The 22,652-nt window shown below is 65.3% G+C and carries 15 protein-coding genes and 1 pseudogene; 5 read left to right on the forward strand and 11 right to left on the reverse strand.

Annotated features, from left to right (window positions below):
* Nucleotides 1–5: 5 nt before the first annotated feature.
* Nucleotides 6–1,049: a methyltransferase domain-containing protein gene (locus HN018_RS12945; protein ID WP_171836293.1), complete on the reverse strand. Its 1,044-nt coding sequence runs from the start codon at nt 1,047–1,049 to the stop codon at nt 6–8.
* A gap of 76 nt (nt 1,050–1,125) precedes the next feature.
* Here HN018_RS12945 and HN018_RS12950 point away from each other — a divergent pair, with 76 nt between their 5' ends.
* Together HN018_RS12950 and HN018_RS12955 are read left to right on the forward strand one after the other, a co-directional pair.
* Nucleotides 1,126–2,565 carry a dihydrolipoyl dehydrogenase family protein gene (locus tag HN018_RS12950; RefSeq protein ID WP_171836292.1) on the forward strand — a complete coding sequence of 480 codons (1,440 nt, stop codon included), beginning with the start codon at nt 1,126–1,128 and terminating at the stop codon, nt 2,563–2,565.
* On the forward strand, nt 2,562–3,536 hold the full coding sequence (locus HN018_RS12955) for a radical SAM protein (RefSeq protein WP_171836291.1): 975 nt from the start codon (nt 2,562–2,564) through the stop codon (nt 3,534–3,536). Before HN018_RS12950 ends, HN018_RS12955 begins: the two co-directional genes overlap by 4 nt.
* Before the next feature lie 261 nt (nt 3,537–3,797).
* On the opposite strand, the gene HN018_RS12960 is transcribed toward HN018_RS12955, so the two are convergent.
* Both HN018_RS12960 and HN018_RS12965 read right to left on the reverse strand, forming a co-directional pair.
* Entirely contained in the window at nt 3,798–5,732 is a 1,935-nt protein-coding gene (locus tag HN018_RS12960) for a CocE/NonD family hydrolase (protein ID WP_239478646.1), read from the reverse strand.
* Between the two features lie 123 nt (nt 5,733–5,855).
* Nucleotides 5,856–6,941: a polyprenyl synthetase family protein gene (locus HN018_RS12965; protein WP_408886801.1), complete on the reverse strand. Its 1,086-nt coding sequence runs from the start codon at nt 6,939–6,941 to the stop codon at nt 5,856–5,858.
* Between the two features lie 81 nt (nt 6,942–7,022).
* On the opposite strand from HN018_RS12965, the gene HN018_RS12970 reads away from it, so the two are divergent.
* Both HN018_RS12970 and HN018_RS12975 read left to right on the forward strand, forming a co-directional pair.
* Nucleotides 7,023–7,820 carry a tRNA1(Val) (adenine(37)-N6)-methyltransferase gene (locus tag HN018_RS12970; protein ID WP_239478650.1) on the forward strand — a complete coding sequence of 266 codons (798 nt, stop codon included), beginning with the start codon at nt 7,023–7,025 and terminating at the stop codon, nt 7,818–7,820.
* An 83-nt stretch (nt 7,821–7,903) separates the two neighbouring features.
* Nucleotides 7,904–8,251, forward strand: a complete 348-nt coding sequence (locus tag HN018_RS12975) for a hypothetical protein (RefSeq protein ID WP_171836290.1) — start codon at nt 7,904–7,906, stop codon at nt 8,249–8,251.
* 6 nt (nt 8,252–8,257) lie between these two features.
* Here the strand turns inward: HN018_RS12975 and HN018_RS12980 are convergent, their stop codons facing one another.
* On the reverse strand, nt 8,258–8,731 hold the full coding sequence (locus HN018_RS12980; protein WP_171836289.1) for a nuclear transport factor 2 family protein: 474 nt from the start codon (nt 8,729–8,731) through the stop codon (nt 8,258–8,260).
* A gap of 99 nt (nt 8,732–8,830) precedes the next feature.
* A complete protein-coding gene (locus HN018_RS12985) occupies nt 8,831–11,770 on the reverse strand; it encodes an EAL domain-containing protein (RefSeq protein WP_171836288.1) in 2,940 nt (979 codons plus the stop codon).
* A gap of 369 nt (nt 11,771–12,139) precedes the next feature.
* Here HN018_RS12985 and HN018_RS12990 point away from each other — a divergent pair.
* A pseudogene (locus tag HN018_RS12990) lies at nt 12,140–12,913 on the forward strand (IS5 family transposase).
* A 237-nt stretch (nt 12,914–13,150) separates the two neighbouring features.
* Here the strand turns inward: HN018_RS12990 and HN018_RS12995 are convergent.
* The 6 genes from HN018_RS12995 to ilvD all read right to left on the reverse strand — a co-directional run bounded on the left by HN018_RS12995 (nt 13,151) and on the right by ilvD (nt 22,339).
* Nucleotides 13,151–15,520: a TonB-dependent receptor plug domain-containing protein gene (locus HN018_RS12995; protein WP_239478651.1), complete on the reverse strand. Its 2,370-nt coding sequence runs from the start codon at nt 15,518–15,520 to the stop codon at nt 13,151–13,153.
* A gap of 1,241 nt (nt 15,521–16,761) precedes the next feature.
* Nucleotides 16,762–18,114, reverse strand: coding sequence for a GTPase HflX (gene hflX, locus HN018_RS13000; protein WP_171836286.1), 1,353 nt, complete (start codon nt 18,112–18,114; stop codon nt 16,762–16,764).
* A 103-nt stretch (nt 18,115–18,217) separates the two neighbouring features.
* Entirely contained in the window at nt 18,218–18,538 is a 321-nt protein-coding gene (locus tag HN018_RS13005; RefSeq protein ID WP_171836285.1) for a hypothetical protein, read from the reverse strand.
* Between the two features lie 159 nt (nt 18,539–18,697).
* On the reverse strand, nt 18,698–19,462 hold the full coding sequence (locus HN018_RS13010; RefSeq protein ID WP_239478652.1) for an ABC transporter permease: 765 nt from the start codon (nt 19,460–19,462) through the stop codon (nt 18,698–18,700).
* A complete protein-coding gene (locus tag HN018_RS13015) occupies nt 19,459–20,427 on the reverse strand; it encodes an ABC transporter ATP-binding protein (protein WP_171836284.1) in 969 nt (322 codons plus the stop codon). Before HN018_RS13015 ends, HN018_RS13010 begins: the two co-directional genes overlap by 4 nt.
* A 61-nt stretch (nt 20,428–20,488) precedes the next feature.
* Complete coding sequence (gene ilvD / locus HN018_RS13020) at nt 20,489–22,339, reverse strand: dihydroxy-acid dehydratase (protein ID WP_171836283.1); 1,851 nt, start codon at nt 22,337–22,339, stop codon at nt 20,489–20,491.
* Nucleotides 22,340–22,652: the final 313 nt, after the last annotated feature.

Here is a 22,652-nt window from a genome sequence, read left to right on the forward strand (position 1 = left end):
CGGCTTCAGCAGCAGGCGGCGGGAACACCAGAGGCTTGGTCGAACGGGAGGGCGGTGCCGCAACCGGCGAAGATGCCGAGATGCCGGCCGCCGCCATCGAGAAACTCGAAATGCGGCCTGAGGCGCGTGTCGGCCAGCATCGACCAGGTGTTGCGGCACACTGGGAACACCCGCCCGGTCTCGAGCCGGTGGTGCTTGTCGAACAGGTAGAATGCCTCGGTGTCCGGCAAGGTGCCCAGGTAGCGCACCGCCTGGCCGTAATCCTCGCAGGCGGTATCGAGGCCCGAAAGACGGAACAGCCGCCAGGTCGCCGAGAAGAACCGGGCGCCGCCGAGCCTGGATGCGATCGCCGGATCGTCGATACCGAGCAGACGATCGGTGACGAGGCGCGGATCGATGAAGCCCGCCTGCCTGGCCTGGCCCATGAAGTCGCCCCAGTAGGATGCTCCGGCCAGGCATTCGCCATGCAGCACGGGATCGTCGCGCAAGCCGGGGGGCAACCGTCGATCGGCATAGACATCGGCGAAATGCATCTCGCCGCCTTCGCGCAGCAGCCGGTGCGCGCTCCGGAACACCGCGCCCTTGTCCGCCACCAGGTTGATCACGCAGTTCGAGACGATGAGGTCGAAGCTGCCTGGCGCCAGGTCGAGCCCGTCCAGATGCTCGATGTCGCCATGCAGGAACGACACGTTGGAGCGCGCATAGCCGAAGCGGTCGCGATGCCAGGCGAGATGCCGTTCGGCGACCGCAAGCTGCTCCGGGGTCGCGTCGATGCCGACTACCTCGCCATGCTCGCCGACCAGCTGCGCCAGCACGTATGAATCCTGGCCGGCGCCACTGCCGAGGTCGAGCACCCGCTTGCCGGCGATCGCTTCGGGCGCCACCAATCCGCAACCATAGTAGCGGCCTCGCACTTCCGGATGGACCTGCTCGAGTGCCAGGCGGATCGGTGCGGGCGGCGGGCTCATGGTGCAGCATGCATCGGTGCGCAGGTCCGACGAGCCCTGCAGCACCTGGCCGTAATAGTCGCGACTATTCTCGATGTTCACGCGGGCGTTTCCCAACCGATCGAACTCAAGGTAGTCGCTGGGCGAGCCGGCGGTAAGCGGCAGGAGGAAGGCCCGAGTGCGTTTTTCCCACGACGTGATCGTGATCGGCGGCGGTTCGGCTGGGCTCACCACGGCTGGCGGTTGCGGTCGGCTCGGCCTGCGCACCGCGCTGATCGAACGCGCACGCATGGGCGGCGAGTGCCTCAACAGCGGCTGCGTGCCATCCAAGGCGCTGCTTGCCGCGGCCGCGCGGGCGCAGTCGATGCGGGACGCCGGACGCGTCGGCATCCAGCCGGTCGCGCCGGTGGTGGTCTGGGCGGAGGTGCGTGCCCATCTGGCACGTGTGCAGGCGGCGATCGCGCCGCACGATGGGCGAGAGCGGTTCGAGGCATGGGGTGTCGAGGTCATTGCCGGGGAAGCCAGCTTCACGGGCCACAGGACGATCCGCATCGGCGAACGCGCGCTGTCGGCCCCGCGCATTGTCGTTGCCACCGGTTCGAGGCCGCGTATCCCGCCGATCGACGGGCTCGCCGAGGTGCCGTTCCTGACCAACGAGACGCTGTGGGATCTCGCGGTGTTGCCGGACCATCTGGTGATCCTCGGCGCGGGCCCGGTCGGGATCGAGATGGCTCAGGCGTTTCGCCGGCTCGGCAGCGCGGTGACGCTGGTCGGCCAAGTACCGCCACTGGCCCGCGAGGATCGCGATGCGGCATCGTTGCTGCTGGCGTGCCTGGCGGCCGAGGGAGTGACGTTGCGGTTCGACGCTACTGTCACCGCCGCCCGTGCCGTAACCAATGCGGTCATGCTCACCCTCGCCGACGGATCGGTCGTGCGGGGTAGCCATCTGCTGGTCGCAACCGGGCGGGTCGCCGATCTCGACGCGCTCGACCTGCTGCAAGCCGGTGTCGAGGTCGGACCGGACGGGATCGTCGTCGATGCGGGACGGCGTACGAGCAACCCGGCGGTCATGGCGCTCGGCGACTGTCGGGCCGGCCCGCGGCTGACCCATGCGGCCGGCGAGGATGGCGCGATCGCGGTGGCGCGGATCGGCTTCGGCCTGCGATCGCGCGTACAAACGAACGTGCCACGGGTCATCTACACCGAACCGGAGCTTGCACAGCTCGGGCCGACGGAAGCGGACGCGCGCGGGCGGCACGCCGAGGTCAGGGTGATACGGCAGGAACTGGGGGATAACGACCGGGCCCTGACGGCACATAGCGCCGGGGGCTTCGGCAAGCTCATACTGGTGCGCGGGCGGCTGGTCGGGATCACCCTGGTCGGCGAGCACGCGGGCGAGCTGATGCTGCCCTGGGTGATGCTGATGGGGCGGCGCACGTCGCTCTGGGGCCTGTCGGGGGCGGTCGTGCCGTATCCGACCCGGAGCGAGATCTCCAAGGCGCTCGCGTTCGCGGCCTACGAGGACCGCCTGTTCGGCCGGCACGCACGATGGTGGGCCGGGCTGCTCGCCTGGTTACGGCGCGGGCTGGCCGCACACTCCGAAAGCACTGCACGATGACGATATCCGCACCCGGCCCGTCGCCGTTCTTGGTTCCGGCGGCGTTGCCGATCGACCCTGCGAAATTCCGTGATCCGCACGTCACCGCGCGTGGCGAGCCCCGCGCCGGCGTTGCGTTCGACGGGCTGCGGACGCTCTGGTTCAACACCGGCACGCTCTGCAACATCGCCTGCGCACACTGCTATATCGAGAGCTCGCCGACCAACGATGCGCTCATCTATCTCGGTGCAGCCGACGTCTCCCGCTATCTGGACGAGATCGACGCCCTTGGCTGGGATACCGGGGAGATCGGCTTTACCGGCGGCGAACCGTTCATGAACCGTGAACTACCCGCCATGCTCGGCGATGCGCTCGGCCGGGGTCGCCGGGTGCTCGTGCTGACCAATGCAATGCGGCCGATGCGGCGGTTCGAGACGGACCTGCTGGGGTTGCGCTCCCGGCACGGCGACCGGCTGACGCTGCGGGTCAGCCTGGACCACCATACGCAGGCCGCCCACGAGGCTGAGCGCGGCAGCGGCACATGGGCGCCGGCGATCGACGGGCTGCAGTGGCTGGGGCGGAACGGCATCCGGCTTGCGGTAGCGGGACGTCATCTGGCCGGCGAGACCGACGCGCAGGCCCGCCATGCCTATGCGGCGCTGTTCGCATCGCTCGGCATCGCGATCGACGCGCAGGATCCGGCGCGGCTGACGCTGTTTCCGGAGATGGATGCGCGGATCGATGTACCTGAGATCACCGACGCCTGCTGGGGCATCCTGCACCAGCGACCCGATACGCTGATGTGCGCGAGCAGCCGCATGGTGGTGAAGCGGCGGGGACAGGAGCCGAGCGTGGTCGCCTGCACGCTGATCCCGTATGCGGCGGAGTTCGAGCTCGGGTCGACCCTCGAGGGCGCGACCGGGCGGGTAATGCTGAACCACCCGCATTGTGCCCGCTTCTGCGTGCTCGGAGGCGCCAGCTGCAGCGGCTAGGCTGCAGCAAAGGTGCTTCGGTGCGAGGTAGAGCACGACCCGGCCTACGGTAGCCGCCGGGTCTGGTGAGGACGGCGCAACGTGGCCCTCTCCAGTCGGTGGCCTATCCGTTCAACCCGACGAAGCCGCTCACCGTAGGCGGCCGACCATTCTTGGTCGAACCGCAAGCCGCTGCACGCGCCGGGGAAGAAAACCGACGTCCGCCATCGATGGATCAGGGATTCCCAAACCATCGACGGCGGCTTCGAGCATTGCATGCACCTACGGCTGCACGGGCAGATACACAGCACTTGCCTGGCCGGGGGCGTGGAACACACGCTGGGTTGCGGCATGATAATCCGAGGGCTGGGCGAAGAAGATGTTCGGCACGAACGTCTGCGGATTGCGATCGTAGAGCGGGAACCAGCTCGACTGCACCTGCACCATGAGACGATGGCCGGGCAGGAAAACGTGGTCGATGTCGGTCAGCGGCAGCTTGTATTCCACCACCTTGCCGGCGGGGATCGCGGTCGGATTGGCGGCGTCGTCGCGGTAGCGGCCGCGCAGGATATCCATCGAGACGGCGAGCTGGTAGCCGCCCATCTCCGGCTTGTCGGGGACGATGTCGGGGTAGACGTCGATCAGCTTGACCACCCAGTCGCTGTCGGTGCCGCTGGTCGAGGCGAACAGGTCGGCACGCGGCCGTCCCGCGATGTGCAGCGGCTTGTCGAGCGGGGCTGAGGTATACACCAGCACATCCGGCCTGGCGGCGGCGAAGCGCTGGTCGTCGACCAGCCAGCTGTGCCAGGTCGAGCCCTTCACGTAGGGGGCCTGGTTCGGGCGTTCTCGGTAGGTGACCGGCTTGGCCGGGTCGCTGATGTATTCGTCGAAGGCGGCGCCGGACGTGGGCGCGTGATCGAGGGCGAGCGTGCCGCCTGCGGCGAGATAGAGCGGCGTGGTCGCGTCGGCAACGGGCCAGTCGGGCAGCCGTGCCCACTCGTTGGTGCCGGTCACGTAGGCGGTGACGCGGGCGGTGTCCGCGGCTGGGGCACCGTCCTTCAGATGCGCGTCCAGGAACGGGATCATAACGTTCTGGCGGAACCACTTGCCGGTATCGGAGCCCCAGTCCAGCGCGCCAAGCTTGGAGCCGTCGCTGTTTTCCTCGCCGTGATACCAGGGGCCGAGCACGAGATGCAGGTTGTCGTCGCCCGGCTTGCCCTTGAGTGCGCGCCAGACGGAGGGCGCACCGTAGATGTCCTCCTGGTCCCACTGGCTGTCGACCAGCAGCGTCGGGACTGTCAGCGGCGCCTTCGCCAGGATCGTATCGACCGCCTGGCCCTGCCAGAAGGCGTCGTAGGCGGGATGCTGGCTCAGGCGCTTCCAGAACGGCAGCTGCTGCATGCCCATCGATGCGCCGAACGCGCCGGCGGAACCGGCATGCATGAAGGTGTCGTAGTCGTCGTAGTGCAGCGCGAACCAGTCCTCGCCGGAGTCCTTCTTCGCGGTCTGACCGTAGACGTAGCTCATCATCTCCTGGCGGAAGGCGCCGTTGTGGAACCAGTCGTCGCCCTTCCAGACATCGACCATCGGATTCATCGGCACCGATGCCTTGAGGGCCGGGTTCGGATCGACCAGGCTCATCAGCGCGGTGAAGCCGTCATAGCTGGTGCCGATCGTGCCGACCCGGCCGTTGCTCTCGTGCACGTTCTTCACCAGCCAGGCGATGGTGTCGTAGGCGTCGGTGGAATGATCCACCTTGGTCGGATTCAGCGACCCGCGCACCGGGCGGTTCATCACGTAGTCGCCGCCGGATCCGTATTTACCGCGCACGTCCTGCGCCACGATGATGTAGCCGTGCTGCGCAAGCTCGGCATAGGCGGGGAACAGGATCTGGGCGAGCAGCGGGCCGCCCTCGCCGCGCTTGGTCAGCTTCGACGCGCTGTAGGGCGTGCGGTCCAGCATCATCGGTGCATGCGTGGCGCCTTTGGGAACCACGATGACGGTGTGCAGCTTCACGCCGTCCCGCATCGGGATCATCACCTCGCGCTTGACGTAGTCGAAACCGTCGCGGACCGGCGTGAAGGTGCTGGGGATGTCGCCGGCGGCGACCGGGGCAACCCGTTCCACTTTCGCAGTGGTCTGAGCGATGGCAACGGGCGCCATGGTCATTGCCACGACTGCGCAGGCCATGCCCGGCCGAAAGGTCTTTTTCATCATCGTCGCCCCTGCCATTCGATTGCAGCGATTGAGCATGCGTCGGACGGCGAAACCAGAAGTGGAGGCTGTAAACAATTGGTAAGGAAGTGACATCCGTCCCCGATCGGCCTGGACCTGGCGTCTCTACCGGGCGCGGCTGACGGTGTACGCGGCGACATCGCCGAGCAGGCCGCGCATCTCGGATTCGGCGAAGATCGACAAGGCTGCCTGGGCTCGTGCAGCGTAATCGGATGCGTGGCGCAGGGTGATGCTGATCGCATCGGTCGCCGCGATCAGCCCGAGCGCATGCTCGAGGTCGGCCGGCTCCTGCACGCTCTCCTCGATCACCCGGCGCCAGAACACCCGATCCTCCTCGGTGCCGGCATCGTATGCCGCGAGCACCGGCAGGGTGATCTTGCCCTCACGGAAATCGTCGCCGACGGTCTTGCCGAGCAGCCGCTGGTCGGCGGCGTAGTCGAGAGCATCATCGACAAGCTGGAACGCCATACCGAGATTGGTGCCGTAGGCGTCGAGCGCCATTTCCTCGGCCCGCGGGCGATCGGCGACGATCGCACCGACCCGGCAGGCGGCCGCGAACAGGGCCGCGGTCTTGCCGTGGATGACCTGCAGGTAGCGCTCCATCGAGGTCGACAGGTCGTTCTGCGTCGCCATCTGCAGCACCTCCCCCTCGGCAATGGTGGCGGAGGCCTGCGACAGGATCGCCATGACCGGCAGCGAGCCATCCTCGGTCATCAGCTGGAACGAGCGCGCGAACAGGAAATCCCCGACCAGCACCGAGGCCTTGTTGCCGAACACCGCGTTGGCGCTGGCCAGGCCACGCCTGAGATGGCTCTCATCGACCACGTCGTCGTGCAGAAGGGTGGCGGTATGAATGAACTCGACGCACGCGGCGAGATTAACGTGGCGGGCGGCGAGCTCCTCGGCCGGATTGGCCGGGTAGCCGCACAGATGCGCCGCGGCCAGGGTCAGCAAAGGACGCAGTCGCTTGCCGCCGGCGGCGATCAGGTGCGCCGCCAGCTGCGGGATCAAAGCGACCGGACTATCCATGCGAGCTACGATCGCACGGTTGCAGGCCTGCATGTCGGCGGCCAGGAGATCGGACAGCGCCTTGAGGGCAGCCTCGTCGGCGCCTGCAGCACGCTCCGGGACAACGGCTGCATCGGTCGACGCGGGCTGGCCGTGACTTGTGGTCCCGGCAGAAACCGGCAGACTGGCGGCTAGGCCCACGCGGTTTTTCTCCAACTACTCCGGGCGTTCAACGAACGGCGAGGCACATATGAGCGGCGGCGGATGGGTGGTCAAGGCGGCTGGGCCGGCTCGTTGCTGATGCTGACGGAGGCCACCACGCACGGCACGCTGCTGGGCGGACGCGTGTCGTATCGTCAGTTCAGGGACGGCTACCGCACCGGTATCGAGCCGGTCCTGCTGGCCGCGACGGTGCAGGCCCGGCCGGGTGCAAGGGTGATCGAGGCGGGCTGCGGCGCCGGGGCCGGCCTGCTGTGCCTTGCCTCGCGCTTGCCAGGCGTATCCGGCGCCGGGATCGAACAGGATCCGGCAACCGCGGCACTGGCCCGGCGCAACCTGGACGAGAACGGGCTCGCCGACTGGCCGGTCCTGGTCGCCGGCGTCGAGGATCCGGCGATTCCCATGCTGGTGGAGGCGATACCTCGGTTCGACCATGCGATCGCCAATCCGCCCTGGCACCGAAACACCGCGACGATGTCGCCCTCGCCGCGCCGCGACCTGGCGCGGCGGGCGCCCGAGGGCGCATTGGCCGGCTGGACCGCGTCGCTGGTGCGTCTGCTGCGCGATGGCGGCACGCTCACGATGATCCTGCCGTCGGCACTGCATGCACGGGCGACGGCATCGATGACGGCCTGCGGTCTCGGCACGATCAGGTTGCTGCCCCTCTGGCCGCTCTCCGGCAAGCCGGCGCGCATCGTGCTGGTGCAGGGAACCGTCGGCGGGCATGGCGACGGCGTGGTTCTGCCGGGCCTGGTGCTGCACCGGCCGGGCGGCGGCTATACCGATGCGGCGGAAGCGATCCTGCGCTCCGGTGAGGCACTGCCGATGGACCTGTCGGCCTGACGAGGCCGATGACCGGCCAGACAAGCAAGCCCTCTGGATCGGCGGACGCAATCACCACATCCGGTGCACAGGAGAACACGATCATGAACGCTTCGAGAACCAGAATTGTGCTGATCGGGCTGATGCTGGCCGGTCTGTGTAGCCCTGCGCTAGCACAAGGCGCCGCACCGGGTCTTGGAAGCAGCCCGAGCGCCGGACTGGGCTCACCGGCCGCTGCGGGGCTAGGCCAGGCACCGCTCGGGAGCCCGAACATCGGGCAGAACAGCACGTCCCTTGCCGCCCCCAGCCCGAACAGCCTGGGCAATCCACCGATCGCGCCGCTGCCCAGTCTCGGCGCCACGGACCCGGTCACCGGAGTTCCGACCATCAACCCCTACAACCTGCCGGGACGCGCGGTCCGCCGGTCCGCACCAGCACCCCGCGGACACTAAGGTGTCCTATAGATCGAGGTCTGACAGGCCCGGATGATCGGCGGGCCTGGGACCGGCCGCGTCCCAGAAGAACCTCCGGTCGGAGCCCAGGATGGCCAGGTCGTTGATCGAGGCGAGCCGGCGCCGCATCCGGCCATCCAGGGCGAATTCCCAATTCTCGTTGCCGTAGGACCGGAACCAGTCTCCGGCGGCATTGTGCCATTCATAGGCGAAACGCACGGCAATTCGGTCCTCGCCGAACGCCCACAGCTCCTTGATCAGACGGTAATCCAGTTCGGCCTGCCACTTGCGGGTCAGGAAGCCGACGATCTCGGTCCTGCCGCGGATGAACTCGGAGCGGTTCCTCCAGTGGCAATCCGCCGTATAGGCGAGCGAGACGCGCTCCGGATCACGTGAGTTCCAGCCATCCTCGGCGCGCCTGACCTTCGCTATCGCCGTGTCCACCGTGAAGGGCGGCGCCGGCGGCATCGGATGGGACATCGAAGGCTCCAGGCATCAGTTCAGGCGATCATGTGTCGCAAGCCGCCCATGTCGCAAGCCACTCGTGTCGCAGGCCACCCGTGTCGCAGGCGTACCGCTTTATCGCACGCTGGCCGAGAGCACGGCCTCGCGCAGGGGCTCGGGTCGATGCAGCAGGTATCCCTGCCCAAAATCGATGCCAAGTGCGGTCAGCGCCTCGCGCTGGTCGTCACGCTCGATGAACTCGGCAATGGTTTTCACGTCGACCATCCGGGCGACGTCCCGAAAACATTTCACCGCAACAACGTCCAGGCCATCATGGGTAATCTCCTTGATGAACTGTCCGTCTATCTTAAGGAAATCGACAGGCAGCGTCTTGAGATAACCGAACGACGAAGCCCCGGCGCCAAAATCGTCGAGTGCCACTTTCACCCCTAGGCCACGCACCTCGTCGATGAATGATTTCGCGTCGTCGAACCGGGTGACGGCTGCCGTCTCGGTAATCTCGAGGCAAAGCTTGCCCACGTCGAACCGTGCATTCCGGATCATCCCGCAGAGCTCGCGATGAAAGGATTTGTCGGCAATCGACTGTCCGGACAGGTTAATTGAGATCATGTCGATCCGGTCCCGCAGGTCCGGCTCCTTTTCCATCCAGGCAATGACCTTCTCGGTCATACGCCGGTCGATCCGCGATGCCATGTGGAAACGTTCGGCCGCCGCGACGAAATCCCCCGGAAGGGTCAGGCTCCCGTCGGGCTCCCGGAGACGCAGAAGCACCTCGCAGCACACGCCGGCGCCCGGACCGGCCAGGGCCTCGATCCGCTGAGCGAACAACTCGAACTGGTCCTCCTCGAGTGCCTGCCCTAGCCGCGCCACCCATTTCATGTCCCCGAACCGGAGCTTGGTAGAGCGGTCGGCCTCGTCCCACACGTGCACGCGGTTGCGGCCGGCATCCTTGGCAGCGTAGCACGCGACATCGGCCGCCTGGATGATCAGCATCCGGTTCGCCCAGCGCCAGTCGAACTGCACGAGGCCAATACTGGCTCCGACCCTGAAACGACGGCTGTCCTGCTGGAAGCGATGCTGGTCGACCTTGATCCGTATTCGCTCCGCGATCCCCTCACCGCCCTCGATCGAACACCCTTTGAGGAGGATGCAGAACTCGTCTCCCCCGAGCCGGGCGACAGTGTCCACGTCCCGGACGCATTCCTTCAGCAGTGTCGCGACCTGGAGAAGCAGCATATCCCCGGCAGCATGCCCGCAACTGTCGTTCACGATCTTGAACTGATCCAGATCCACGTAGAGCAACACGTGCGACAGGCTCCTGTCGACATGCGCCTGGTTCAGCAACTCGTCGAGCCTCGTCTCGAAGCCGGACCGGTTAACGGCACCCGTCAGCGCGTCGTGATTGGCACGATACTCCAGTTCGCTGCTCCGCCGGGATTGCTCCGAGATGTCGACAAACACCACGACCGCGCCCAGCACCCGGCCGCCGGAGTCGCGGATCGGCGCGGCAGAGTCCTTGATGCTGTATTGAGCCCCGCCCCGCGACATCAGGATCACGTTGTCCCCAAGGGACACGACCTGGCCGAGGCGAAGGCATTCGCGAACAGGATCGGCATTTATCCGCGCATCGGACTCGTCCATGATGACGAGGACATCGGGCAACTCGCGTTTCTCGGCATCGCGGCTGGTCCAGCCGGTCATCCGCTCGGCCGCAGGGTTCATCCAGGTCACCCGCGCATCGAGATCGGTGGTGATCAGCGCCGCGTCGATCGAATTCAAGGTGACCTGGATAAGCTCCCGGCTTTCGGCGAGGTCACGCTCCAGCAGCTTCCGCGACGTGACATCCTGGAGCGTGCCGAATATTCGTATCGGCTTGTCGTCGATCACGTCTAGCGATCCGACGACGCGACCCCAGAATGGCCGGCCGGTCGCCGAGACGAGCTGAAGCTCGAGGTCGAATGGCTGTCCGGTCTCGAGACATTGTTGAAGCGCGTGCTCGATGACTGGCTGATCTTTTTGCATGTAGCACGCCAGTGCCTCCGCCAGGGTCGGGGCATATCCGGGCTCGCGATCATGCAGGCGGCAGAGCTCCGCCGACCAGACCACCTGCCGGGTCACGCAGTCGAACTCCCAGCCACCGATCCGGGCGACGGCGTTGGTCCGCTCAAGAAATTTCTGGCTGGAGACCAACGAGGTGCGCGCGGTATCCCGGGCGGTGACGTTCTCGATGACCGTGATGATCCGCAATTTCATACTGTCCAGGTCCCGGTCGGCGACCGATGATATCTCGACGTCAATGATGCCCCCGCCCTTGCAGGCCATCCGCGCCGGGACGGGCCCGTTGTCGACAGGCTCCCGGTCGCTCTGCAGGAGGCTGAAGCCCGAGCCGGGTGCGACCAGCTCGTCGAAACGGCGCCCCAGTATCTCGGACCGGTCATAGCCGAGCTCGGCGAGCCACCGGTCGCTGATGGTGACCAGGCAGCCGTGCTCGTCTGTCGACTGCAGCATCGCCGGGGTGGCCGCGTACAACCGCTCCAGTCGGGACCGTGTCAGTTCCATCGCCGCCACCGCGGCGATCGCCTTCTTGCGGGTTTCCAAGGCCCTGACGACAATGGATGCCAGCCGGCGCAGGGCCGCCAGCTGGTGGGTCGTCAGCTTCCTCGGAACCTGATCCACTACACAAAGAGCCCCGACGCAGGTGCCGTCGCCCAGGACCAAGGGCGCCCCGGCATAGAACCTCAGCGTCACGTCGCCGACTGTAACAGGGTTGTCCTTGAACGCGGGATCGAGCGCCAGATCCTCGATTTCCAGGACATCCCTGCCGGTTATGGTCGTAGTGCACACCGACAGCTCCCGCGGCATCTCCGGCAGCCCGAGCAGGCCGATCATCGCCTTCGACCATTGGCGGTCCCGATCGATGAAGTTGAGCATTGCCATGTCGACGCCACAGATGTCGGCGGCGATCTGAGTGAGAGAGTCGAATATTTCCTCTGGATGACTATCGAGGATCTCGAGTGCGACCAGACGCTTGACCCGAGCCTCTTCCGCAGCCATTTTGCTAGCTAGTTGATCCACAAGGAGCCTTTCCGAACCTCCCCGAAAGTCCGATCATAGGGCGGCGCTGGTGAACGATCACAGTATAGATCTGCAGGCTCTTAACGAAACGATTTATTGAGACTTGCTGTTTATGATTACTGTCCAATGGTTTTAAGATTTTGTCTCAACATACGATTAATCGTCTGCGGGGTGAAATCGCTTGCGGGTAAAGGCCCTGCCCGCAAGACCGAACTAGCCGGCGGAAAAAGGGACCGCGCTCCTGCCATAATTGAAGCAAAGCGGAGGCTGATCTAGGCTCAGGAGCTATTAAATTGCTTGCAGGATATGGATTGGCTGATTCTTTCGATGGCATCGAGGCGTGCTGCCGTGAATGATCTGATCTGGCTGTCCAAGGCGCGGATGCGGCGGATCGAGCCGCACGTCCCGCTGTCACACGGGGTGCCACGGGTCGATGATCAGCGGCATCATCTTCGTGATCCGCAACGGTCTGCGCTAGCGCCAAGCGCCCCGAGAGTGTGGACTGCATAAGACAATCTACAACCGCTTCATTCGCTGGCTTGAGCCCCGAAGGGGATCAAGCTCTGGTGTCTTCAACCGCATCTTTGCTGCTCTGGCCGCCAAGGCTTGCAAGCCCATCCAGTCGATGATCAACGCAACACACCTGAAGGCGTTCCGGACAGAGGCCAGCCTTCTGGAAAAAGGCCTCGACATAGACGTCGAGCCCCGACGTATCGGACGCACCAACGGCGGCCTGGACTGCAAGCTCCATGCCGTCTGTGATGGCCAGGGACGACCACTGGTCATGCTGCTCAGCGAAGGCCAGATGAGCGCCTACAAGGGCACTGCACTCATGATCGAGGCACTTTCCAAAGCTCAGCTCATGCTCGGCGACCGGGGCTACGACGCCGACTGGTTCCGTACTGCACTGCGAGAACCGGCATCACGCCGTGCATCCCGTCAAAGGCAAATCGCAAGCTGGCGGTGCCACACGACCGCATCCTCTACCGTCAGGGCTACAAGATCGAGAACATGTTCGGCAAGCTCAAGGACTGGCGGCGCATCCATACAAGCTACGATCGCTGCGCTCACACCTTCATGTCCGCCATCTGCATCGCCGCAACCGTCATATTCTGGCCGTGATCAGTGAGTCCTGAGCCTATTTACTTGAGCAATACGGATTCTGCACGTTCCGCGTATGCGGTCACCGGCGACGGTCGAAGACAGCCAGCTGCGCATGCACAATTGATCACGGAGCGATGGTGAGCACGAAGCCGGGGCACCCAGGGTGTCTACATGGCCGCAGCGGCGATCATGCGACACCGACAAACGGAAAGCGCCGGCCGACATGACGGCCGGCGCAACTTCTGGATCCTGCGGCTAGAACGTAAAGTTGACGCGGCCGTAATAGAAGCCGCCGGTGATCGGCACCTGGGACGAGGTGGTGTCGTAATAGGCGACACCGAGATAGGAGACGTCCAGCGGCTGGCGTCGCGGCCGCACGTTGAACAGGTTGTTGCCGCCGACTGCCATGTGCCAGCGCGGCGCGATCTGGTAGCCGACTTCGAGATCGGTAAGCCAGCGCGGCGTGTTCTTGAACTCGTAGAACTTCGAACCGGAATACTGAAGCTCCTCAGGTGCCTGGTCCTCGTAGGTCACGTCGTTGGTGGTCTGGCCATAGCGGGTCTGGCGCAGGTTGACGTCGAACTTCCCGATTTTCCAGAACGCGTTCAGGATGATCTTCGAGCGTGGCGAAGCCGTGGTCAGGTAGCCAACGCCCTGCGCGGTCAGGAATGGATTGCCGAACGCATCGGTGCCGACATGGTGGATGCGGGTACGGTTCAGGTCGATGCCGGCACTCCAGTTGACGGTGCCGTATTGCCGGAAATCGGTGAAGTAGTTGGCGTTGATGTCGATGCCCTGAGTGCGCGTGCTGGCACCATTAGCGAAGTAGTAGGCGGAGATGTCGTTCGTCTGGATGCCGGACGGCAACGTGGCGCCGGTCAGTGCGATGGCACTTTCTGCGCCGGAACCGGTGACGCCGCCGGCGCCGACGATGCGATCGCGGAGGTTGATCTGGTAGATATCGGCGGTGATGCTCATGTTGCGCATGGGCTCGATCACGAGTCCGGCGCTGGCATTGGTCGAGCGCTCCGGCTTGAGGGGCACGGCGCCGATCGATTGCGCACCCGTCGAGCTGACCGCGAGAATTCCGCTGGCGCCGGTCGGCGATACGTTGAGCGAGCTGTAGTTCTCTTCGGCAAGCGTCGGCGCGCGCGTGCCGTTGCTGATCGTGCCACGCAGCGCGAACCATTTGGTGAAGTCGTATCGGGTCGAGATCTTGCCGTTCTCGGTATTGCCGAAGTCGGTGTAATGCTCGAACCGGCCGGCAATGTCGATGTCCCAATGCTGCATGGGATGGATGTCGTAGTCACCGTAGACGGACCAAACATTGCGGCTGAAGCGTCCGGCATTGGCGGGTAGCAGTCCGGCAAAACCCTGTGTGCCACCTAGCAGGTAGGAGGCCGGGCTGCCGGCGCCGAGCGAGTAGTTCTCGCTGCGCTCCTCCGCTCCGAACGCGATCGTCGAGTTCTTTCCCATGATGGTGAGCGGCCTGGCGAAATCGGCGTTGTTGGTCCACTGCGCGTTGGTCTGGCTCTGCGCCAGGACGGTCGTCGGACTGAAGCCGATCGGATAACCGTACTGCGAGTTTCCCTGCTCGTAGAGATTGGGATTGCCGGTGTGCTTGTTGCCGATGTTGGTCTGGTCGGCGCCGTAGGTCGAGCTCAGGTCGACACGGAACCCGAAGAAGTCGTCTGCCTTGACGCCGAGCGTGGCTGCGTAATCGTTTTCCTCGTTGGTTTCCAAGGGTGAGAAGCCGTTCGGATAAATTTCCGGAAGTACGGTCGGTGTCCGGTAGTTCTCGTATGCCTCGCTGTGCCGATGGCCATAGGTGATCAGCCCGTAGCCTCGCACGCCGCCGAACAGGTCCGGGATCAGGGTCTTGCCGGCTTCGATACTCAACGTCTCCCGCGTTTCCTCTGGCTGGCCATTGATCTTGTTCGAGTTGCCGGGGAAATTACCCGCCGCGGCGCGGTCATCGACGGCAGGCGCCACGAAATGGTCGGCGTGATAGAACTGCCCGCCGATGTGGACATAGCCGTCCTCGCCGAACGATGCGCCCTTGTCGGCATCGAGCTGGTATTGCCAGCCATCGCCGTTATAGGCGTTTGCGCCGCTGAAGGCGCTGGCGGAGCCGCCATGGTCGGTCTTCTTGAGAATGATGTTGACCACGCCGGCGATCGCATCGGAACCATACTGTGCGGCGGCGCCGTCGCGCAGTACTTCGATATGGTCGATCGCGGCGGCCGGGATCATGTTGATGTCGACCGGCGTGGCACCCTGCAGGGGACCGGCATCGGCAGTGATGTTCGCGGTCGTGTGCCGGCGCTTGCCGTCGACCAGCACTAGGACCTCGTTGCCTCCGAGACCGCGTAGCTGGATCGACGAGGTCAGCGCGGCGGTATCGGAGCCCATCGCGGCGATGTTGATCGAGGGGTCGGTCCGGACCAGCTGGTCGCCGAGGTTCGGCTGGCCGGAGCGAGCCAGCGTCGTCGCCGAGATCACGTCGATCGGACTGGTGCTGTCGCGGGCTCTCTTGTTGAGGCTTCGGGTGCCGGTGACGATGATGCTCTCGCCCGCATCGGCTGCGGCGCGCGGGGTGCTACCGGAAGAACGAGCGTCAGCCACGCGGATAGGCGCGCTGCCGGCCGGGACGGCGGAGGGGTCGATCGCGGCAGCGGTTCCAGTCGCAGCAACTGCGCCAGTCGTTGCGGCCGAATGTGCCGAATGCCGGCGTGCGTGATGCTGGTGAGTGGCGACGGGTGCGGAGGTTGCTGGTGGCGCTACGGTTTGCGCGCGGGCTGACACGGACGCCGCTGCCACGGCGACGGGACACGCACTCAACAGCAACAGGCGCCGGAAGCTGACGATGGACCGCATCCCGGTTTGGCGCCTCATACGAACCACCGGGTTTTGCTCTCCAGCATGAGCGGCGGGACCGGTTCGAGTGAGTCGTCTGGCAGTCATGGTCATCCCTTTTAGTCGAGTACGGAAATGCAATGTCCTCGGCGGCCGGAACATGCCGATGTCGATCCACAGCTGAAATTTTTTCGAGAACAGGGGCGTGCTCTGGCGGACATCCCAGCTGTGGCTCTCGAACCAGCTTCTCCTTCATCCGAGACGGCATGATTTGCCAGACTGCTCAATATAACGGCTTCGATCAGAACTGGCCAGCCTTGCGCAACGTATTTCCGTCGCTTTTTTAATCGTTTTGACCGTAACGGTGTAACCCCCAAATTTCTCAGCCTGTTTTGCAGGCTTATGCTTAGTAAATAAGCCATGTGCGAGGTGAACTCAGTTCCGGACAGGTATCGTGGGCTGTGTAAAGCTACGGGCTGACGACCTCTTAATGGAGGCGCCAAGCGCCACGTCCGTTCAGGAAGTTTAATTCACCGGCTACGACAAATATCCTGGAGCGGCTTTCCAGCTTGACGAGCCGATGAGCGTTTAAAGAACTTGTCGGGATGGCATCGCCAATGCGGTCGAGCCCACCGCGAGGCGATCGATTGCTTCGTTCAGCATCCAGACCCGCAAGACGTTTCTCAGGCGACGCCGACGTGGCGACCAGGTCCGAAGCCATACGGATCGGACCGAGGGCCGGGCATTTGTTCCGTTCGACATCCCTGCGGGAAACTGAAATCAACGCGGCAGACAGGAGCGAGCCCGCGGTCGCGAACTTCAAAACCGATCTTTTAATCTATCGGATTCCCAATCACCACGGGCGGGATACCCGGGCTTATAAGGAATGTTGTTTTATCGCAACGGAACGGCACGATTTCGAATATTGCCTGGCACCGATGGTGCGGCCGCTTTGTCTAAACAGCGCAACCGCATGATGCAGGCAGACTGCAGGAAACGAGCCGGTCGCCTCAGCGTGCGGCGAGGCTCCGCCGCAGCCGGGTGATGGCGCTGGGTAAGCCGCGCACCTTCAGCACCCGGCCGATTTCGTCGTGTTCCTCGGACAGTACACGCGCGCTTTCATAAATCTCGCCAATCATGCCCTGCTTGGCATACGGCAGCACCAGCACGTCATCCACCATCTCCGCTTCGAAGAACGCGATGATGGTGTCGCGCAACGCACTGACATCCTCGGGCGCGTGGGCGGAGAGCAGGATGGCCTCCGGATGCTTCTCGATCAGGGCGGCGCGCCCGGCCTCGTCGACGCGGTCGAGTTTGTTCAGCACCAGTCGGGACGGCACCACGTCCGCGCCGATCTCGCGCAGCACGCTGCGGCTGACCTCGAGCTGCGCCTCGTAGGTCGGGTCCGACGCATCGACCACGAACAGCAGCAGCGAGGCCTCCAGCGCTTCCGCCAGCGTGGAGCGGAACGAGGCGACCAGGTCGTGCGGCAGTTGCTTGATAAAGCCGACCGTATCCGAGACCAGCACCCGGGGCCGGGTTTCCGGCTGCAGGGTGCGGACCGTGGTGTCGAGAGTGGCGAACAGCTTGTCCTCCACCAGCACCTGGCTCCCGGTGAGCGCCCGCATGAGTGAGGACTTGCCGGCGTTGGTGTAGCCGACCAGCGCCACGCGCAGCTGGTCGCGGCGGGCGGAACGGCGCTGGTCGCTGTCGCGCTGCACCGCCTCGAGCTGGTCCTTCAGTTCAGAGAGCCGGTCGCGGATCTTGCGGCGATCGAGCGCGAGCGCGCTTTCGCCGGCACCCGCACCCTGCTGGCGCCCGCCGCCGGAGGAGGATTCCCGCATGCGTGGCGCCACGTATTTCAGCCGCGCCATCTCCACCTGCAGCTTCGCCTCGCGCGTGTTGGCGTGGCGGTGGAAGATCTCGACGATGACGCCGGTGCGGTCCAGCACCTGGGCGCCGGTGGCCCGTTCGAGATTGCGGATCTGGCTGGGCGAAAGCTCGTGGTCGACGATGACGAACTCGGGCTTGCGGGCGGCGTCCGGATCGGGCTCGGCCGGCTCGAAGCTTCCCGTGGCCCCTTCGAACCTGGCCCGCGCCTTCGATTTCGGAGGCGGCGCCATCGTGCTGACCACGCCGGTGCCGCCGGTCAGTTCCGCCAGCTCGGCCAGCTTGCCGCTACCCAGCAGCGAGGCGCTTCCGGTGCCCGCGGCCTTCTGCGACATCGTGCCGACCACCTCGTAGCCGAGCGTCTTCACCAGACGCCCGAGTTCCTCGAGGCTGGCCTCGTGGGCGACGTCATCGACGTCCGGGGTCTGGATGCCGACGAGGATGGCGAGAGGAATCGGTAATTTGGTCTCCATGCGCGGTGACGTAGCACGGATAGGGCCGCACGTTCGGGCGTCAAGCGCTCCGAACGCGATCAGCCGGCGGGAACTCGCGTCCGGCAGAGTTCGGTCACGGCGGTCAGAGGCCCTGGAGCAGGGCGATCGACTTCAGGGTCGGGTATCCCAGCCGGGCGGCAAGTGCCTCGAAATCGGCCGCCTGTTCCGGATGCAGCACCGACGCGGACGCCAGCAGACGCGGCAGTACGCCGAGCACCCAGCCCGGCACCGGCCGGTCGGCGACCACCCACTTGCGGATGATCCGGTAGTCGAGGGTCGGGCGGGCCGACAGCGCATGATAGCGCCGGAGCTCGGTCGCCATTTGGCGGTGCCAGTCCTCGCCATAGAGAGCCTCGCCGCACAGGGTCAGTTGCTCCACGGGTGGTATCTTGGGCGGTGCCACGATGGCCTCCTGATGTGCCGCCCGGTCGGCGCGCGTGAACGGCCACGGGCCTGGAATGACAGGCCCTGGAACTGGAACAGGGCGTGAAATAGCCGTCGGCACCGGCCCTGTCCATCGGAGCGGGCCCGTTGGCCCTGCCCCGCTGCGCTGCGGCTTCCGTTAGCGCTTCAGCCTGTAGCCGGTCCTGAAGATCCACCAGATGACCGCAAGGCAGATCGCCATGAACACCAAGGTCATGCCGAGGCTGGTGCCGACGTTGATGTCCGAGGTGCCGAAGAACGACCAGCGAAAGCCGCTGACCAGATAGACCACTGGGTTGAACAGGGTGACCGTCTGCCAGAACGGCGGCAGCATGCTGATCGAATAGAAGCTGCCGCCCAGGAAGGTCAGCGGCGTCACGATCAGGGTCGGCACCAGGTTGAGCTTCTCGAAACTGGTCGCCCAGATGCCGATGATGAAGCCGAACAGGCTGAAGGTGATCGAGGTCAGCACCAGGAAGGCGATCATCCAGATCGGATGGGCGATCCCGAACGTGACGAACAGCCGCGCCGTCGCCAGGGTGATCAGGCCCAGGATGATCGACTTGCTGGCCGCAGCGCCCACGTAGCTGACGACGACCTCCACCGTCGAGACCGGTGCCGACAGCATCTCATAGATGGTGCCCGTGTATTTCGGCAGATAGATCGCGAAAGAGGCGTTGGCGACGCTCTGGGTCAGCAACGACAGCATGATCAGGCCCGGCACGATGAAGGCGCCGTAGCTGACCCCGTCGATATGGGTCATGCGCGAGCCGATCGCGGCGCCGAACACCACGAAATACAGCGACGTCGACAGCACCGGGGACGCGATGCTCTGAAGCAGCGTCCGCCAGGTGCGGTTCATCTCGAACAGGTAGATCGCCCGGATGGCGTGGAAATTCATCATGGTTCGGCGTGCACCAGGCTCACGAATATGTCTTCCAGGGAGCTCTGCCGGGTCCGCAGGTTGGCAACCTCGATGCCGAGCGCGTCGAGCTGGCGCAACAGGGCGGTGATGCCGGTGCTCTCAGCCTGGGCATCGTAGGTATAAACCAGCTCGCTGCCATCGTCGGCGAGCGCCAGCTGCCAGCCGGACAGGGAGTCCGGCAGCGTCTCCAGGCGCTGCTGCAGGTGCAGCAGCAGTTCCGACTTGCCGAGCTTGTTCATCAGCACGGCCTTGTCCTCGACCAGGATGATGCGGCCCTGGCTGATCACCCCGATCCGGTCGGCCATTTCCTCGGCCTCCTCGATATAGTGGGTGGTCAGGATGATGGTGACGCCATCAGCGCGCAGGCCGCGCACCATCTGCCACATGTCGCGCCGCAGCTCGACATCGACGCCGGCGGTGGGCTCGTCGAGGAACAGGATTCGGGGCTCGTGCGACAGCGCCTTGGCGATCATCACCCGGCGCTTCATGCCGCCCGACAAGGTGATGATCTTGCTATGTCGCTTGTCCCACAGCGAGAGCTCGCGCAGGGTCTTTTCGATGTAGACGGGATCCGCAGGCTTGCCGAACAGGCCACGGCTGAACGTCACGGTCGCCAGCACCGTTTCGAAGGCGTCGGTGCTCAGCTCCTGCGGCACCAGGCCGATCTGGCTGCGGGCCGCCCGGTAGTCGGTGACGACATCGTGCCCGTCGGCCAGCACGACGCCGCCGCTCAGATTGACGATGCCGCAGATGATGCTGATCAGCGTGGTCTTGCCGGCGCCGTTCGGGCCGAGCAGCGCGAAGATCTCGCCGGCACGGATGTCGAGATCGATCGCGTGCAGCGCCTGGTAGCCGGACGCGTAGGTCTTGGTCAGGTTCCTGATGGAGATGACCGGCGGCGCATCGGCGCGCCCGGCCCGTTCGGCGGGATCGGAAAGTGTCATGGGCCTCACATGCTGGATCGGGCCGGACCGCCCTCACCCGGCTTGTAGCAGACGTCGACGGTCAGCGCGCGAGTTGCCCTAGGTCGCGCACCGCACCACGGGCCGCCGATGTGGTCATCGCGGCATAGGCGCGCAATGCCATCGAAATCCGGCGCTTGCGCGGACCCGGCTGCCACGCCTCGGCGCCGCGTTCGACCATCGCCGCGCGACGGCGGGCCAGCTCGGCATCATCGACCGCGAGATGGATGGACCGCGACGGGATGTCGATCTCGATGCGGTCGCCCTCCTCCACCAGCCCGATCGCACCGCCTTCCGCCGCCTCGGGCGAGACATGGCCGATCGACAGGCCCGACGAGCCGCCGGAAAAGCGTCCGTCGGTGACCAGGGCGCAGAGCTTCCCGAGGCCCTTCGATTTCAGGTAGCTGGTCGGGTAGAGCATTTCCTGCATGCCGGGACCGCCCTTCGGGCCCTCGTAGCGGATCAGCACGATGTCGCCGGCAGCGACCCGGCCACCGAGGATGCCCTCGACCGCGGTATCCTGGCTCTCGAAGATGCGGGCGGTGCCGTTGAACACCAGGATCGCGGCGTCCACGCCGGCGGTCTTCACGATGCATCCGTCCTCGGCGAGGTTGCCGTACAGCACGGCCAGGCCGCCATCGGTGGAGAAGGCGTGCGCGGCATTGCGTATGGCGCCTCCGGCACGATCCAGGTCGAGTTCGCGGAAGCGGCGATCCTGGCTGAACGCAACCTGGGTAGGCACGCCGCCGGGTGCCGCCTTGTAGAAATTCTGCACGCCCTCGCTGGCGCCGCGCTGGATGTCCCAGCGGTCCAGGCCGGCCGCCATGGTCACGGCATGAACGGTAGGACCTCCGGTCTGCAGCAGGCCGGCGCGGTCCATCTCGCCGAGGATCGCCATGATGCCGCCGGCCCGATGGACGTCCTCCATGTGCACGTCGGCGACGCTGGGGGCGACCTTACAGAGCACCGGGACACGCCGTGACAGCCGGTCGATGTCGGCCATGGTGAAGTCGACCTCGGCCTCGTGGGCGGCGGCCAGAAGATGCAGCACGGTGTTGGTGGAGCCGCCCATGGCGATATCGAGCGACATCGCGTTCTCGAAGCTCGCCCGGTTGGCGATGTTGCGCGGGAGCACGCTGTCGTCGTCGCGTTCGTAGTAGCGCTGGGCGAGATCGACGATCGTCCGCCCGGCTTCCTGGAACAGTCCGCGGCGGTCGGCATGGGTTGCCAGCACGGTGCCGTTGCCGGGCAATGCCAGGCCGAGCGCCTCGGCCAGGCAGTTCATCGAGTTGGCCGTGAACATCCCGGAACAGGAGCCGCAGGTCGGGCAGGCCGAGCGCTCGATGACCGCGACGTCGGCGTCGCTGATGCTGCTGTCGGCCGCCGCAACCATGGCATCGACCAGGTCCAGGCTGCGCGACTTGCCGCCGATCATGGCCTTGCCGGCCTCCATCGGACCACCGGAGACGAAGATCGCCGGGATGTTGATGCGGAGCGCCGCCATCAGCATGCCCGGCGTGATCTTGTCGCAGTTGGAAATGCAGACCATGGCGTCCGCGCAGTGCGCGTTGACCATGTATTCGACGCTGTCGGCGATCAGTTCGCGCGACGGCAGGCTATACAGCATCCCGTCATGGCCCATCGCGATGCCGTCATCGACCGCGATGGTGTTGAACTCCTTGGCGACGCCACCGGCCGCCTCGATCTCGCGGGCGACCAACTGCCCGAGATCCTTGAGGTGGACGTGGCCGGGGACGAACTGGGTGAAGGAGTTGACGACGGCGATGATCGGCTTGCCGAAATCCGCGTCGGTCATTCCGGTCGCCCGCCAGAGGCCGCGCGCGCCGGCCATGTTGCGGCCGTGGGTCGTGGTGCGTGAACGATAGGCTGGCATCGGGCGGGTCCGTCTCTGATCAGTCCGTGGGACGGTTTTGCCTCCAGGGTCCGGGTTTATGCAAACCGGGGCCCGGTCCGGCCTCATCACGGACTGGTGTGGAGGTTTGAGTTTACCGGTCGGCTTTGCGTCGCCCCGGCCGCCTCGCGGCGCCGGACGATGTCGAAGTCCAGCCTGACGGACCAGCGTCTTTCTCATGGTCCCTCACGTGATGACCATTCTCCTTGGACCGGCGGTCGCCAGACGTGCGGCAGCCGATCGAACCGGCGGGGAGGTAAGCAGGATTAAAAGAGACAGGCTCGTTCGTGCAGAG

The sequence above is a fragment of the Lichenicola cladoniae genome, from assembly GCF_013201075.1.
Lineage (GTDB): Bacteria > Pseudomonadota > Alphaproteobacteria > Acetobacterales > Acetobacteraceae > Lichenicola > Lichenicola cladoniae.

What these genes read in the sequence shown, in the direction of transcription:
- HN018_RS13015 (WP_171836284.1), bottom strand. Translation starts at nt 20,427, where the DNA reads ATGACACTTTCCGATCCCGCCGAACGGGCCGGGCGCGCCGATGCGCCG.
- HN018_RS12980 (WP_171836289.1), bottom strand. Translation starts at nt 8,731, where the DNA reads ATGTCCCATCCGATGCCGCCGGCGCCGCCCTTCACGGTGGACACGGCG.
- ilvD (WP_171836283.1), bottom strand. Translation starts at nt 22,339, where the DNA reads ATGCCAGCCTATCGTTCACGCACCACGACCCACGGCCGCAACATGGCC.
- HN018_RS12985 (WP_171836288.1), bottom strand. Translation starts at nt 11,770, where the DNA reads ATGGCTGCGGAAGAGGCTCGGGTCAAGCGTCTGGTCGCACTCGAGATC.
- HN018_RS13010 (WP_239478652.1), bottom strand. Translation starts at nt 19,462, where the DNA reads ATGATGAATTTCCACGCCATCCGGGCGATCTACCTGTTCGAGATGAAC.
- HN018_RS12975 (WP_171836290.1), top strand. Translation starts at nt 7,904, where the DNA reads ATGAACGCTTCGAGAACCAGAATTGTGCTGATCGGGCTGATGCTGGCC.
- hflX (WP_171836286.1), bottom strand. Translation starts at nt 18,114, where the DNA reads ATGGAGACCAAATTACCGATTCCTCTCGCCATCCTCGTCGGCATCCAG.
- HN018_RS12960 (WP_239478646.1), bottom strand. Translation starts at nt 5,732, where the DNA reads ATGATGAAAAAGACCTTTCGGCCGGGCATGGCCTGCGCAGTCGTGGCA.
- HN018_RS12955 (WP_171836291.1), top strand. Translation starts at nt 2,562, where the DNA reads ATGACGATATCCGCACCCGGCCCGTCGCCGTTCTTGGTTCCGGCGGCG.
- HN018_RS12970 (WP_239478650.1), top strand. Translation starts at nt 7,023, where the DNA reads ATGGGTGGTCAAGGCGGCTGGGCCGGCTCGTTGCTGATGCTGACGGAG.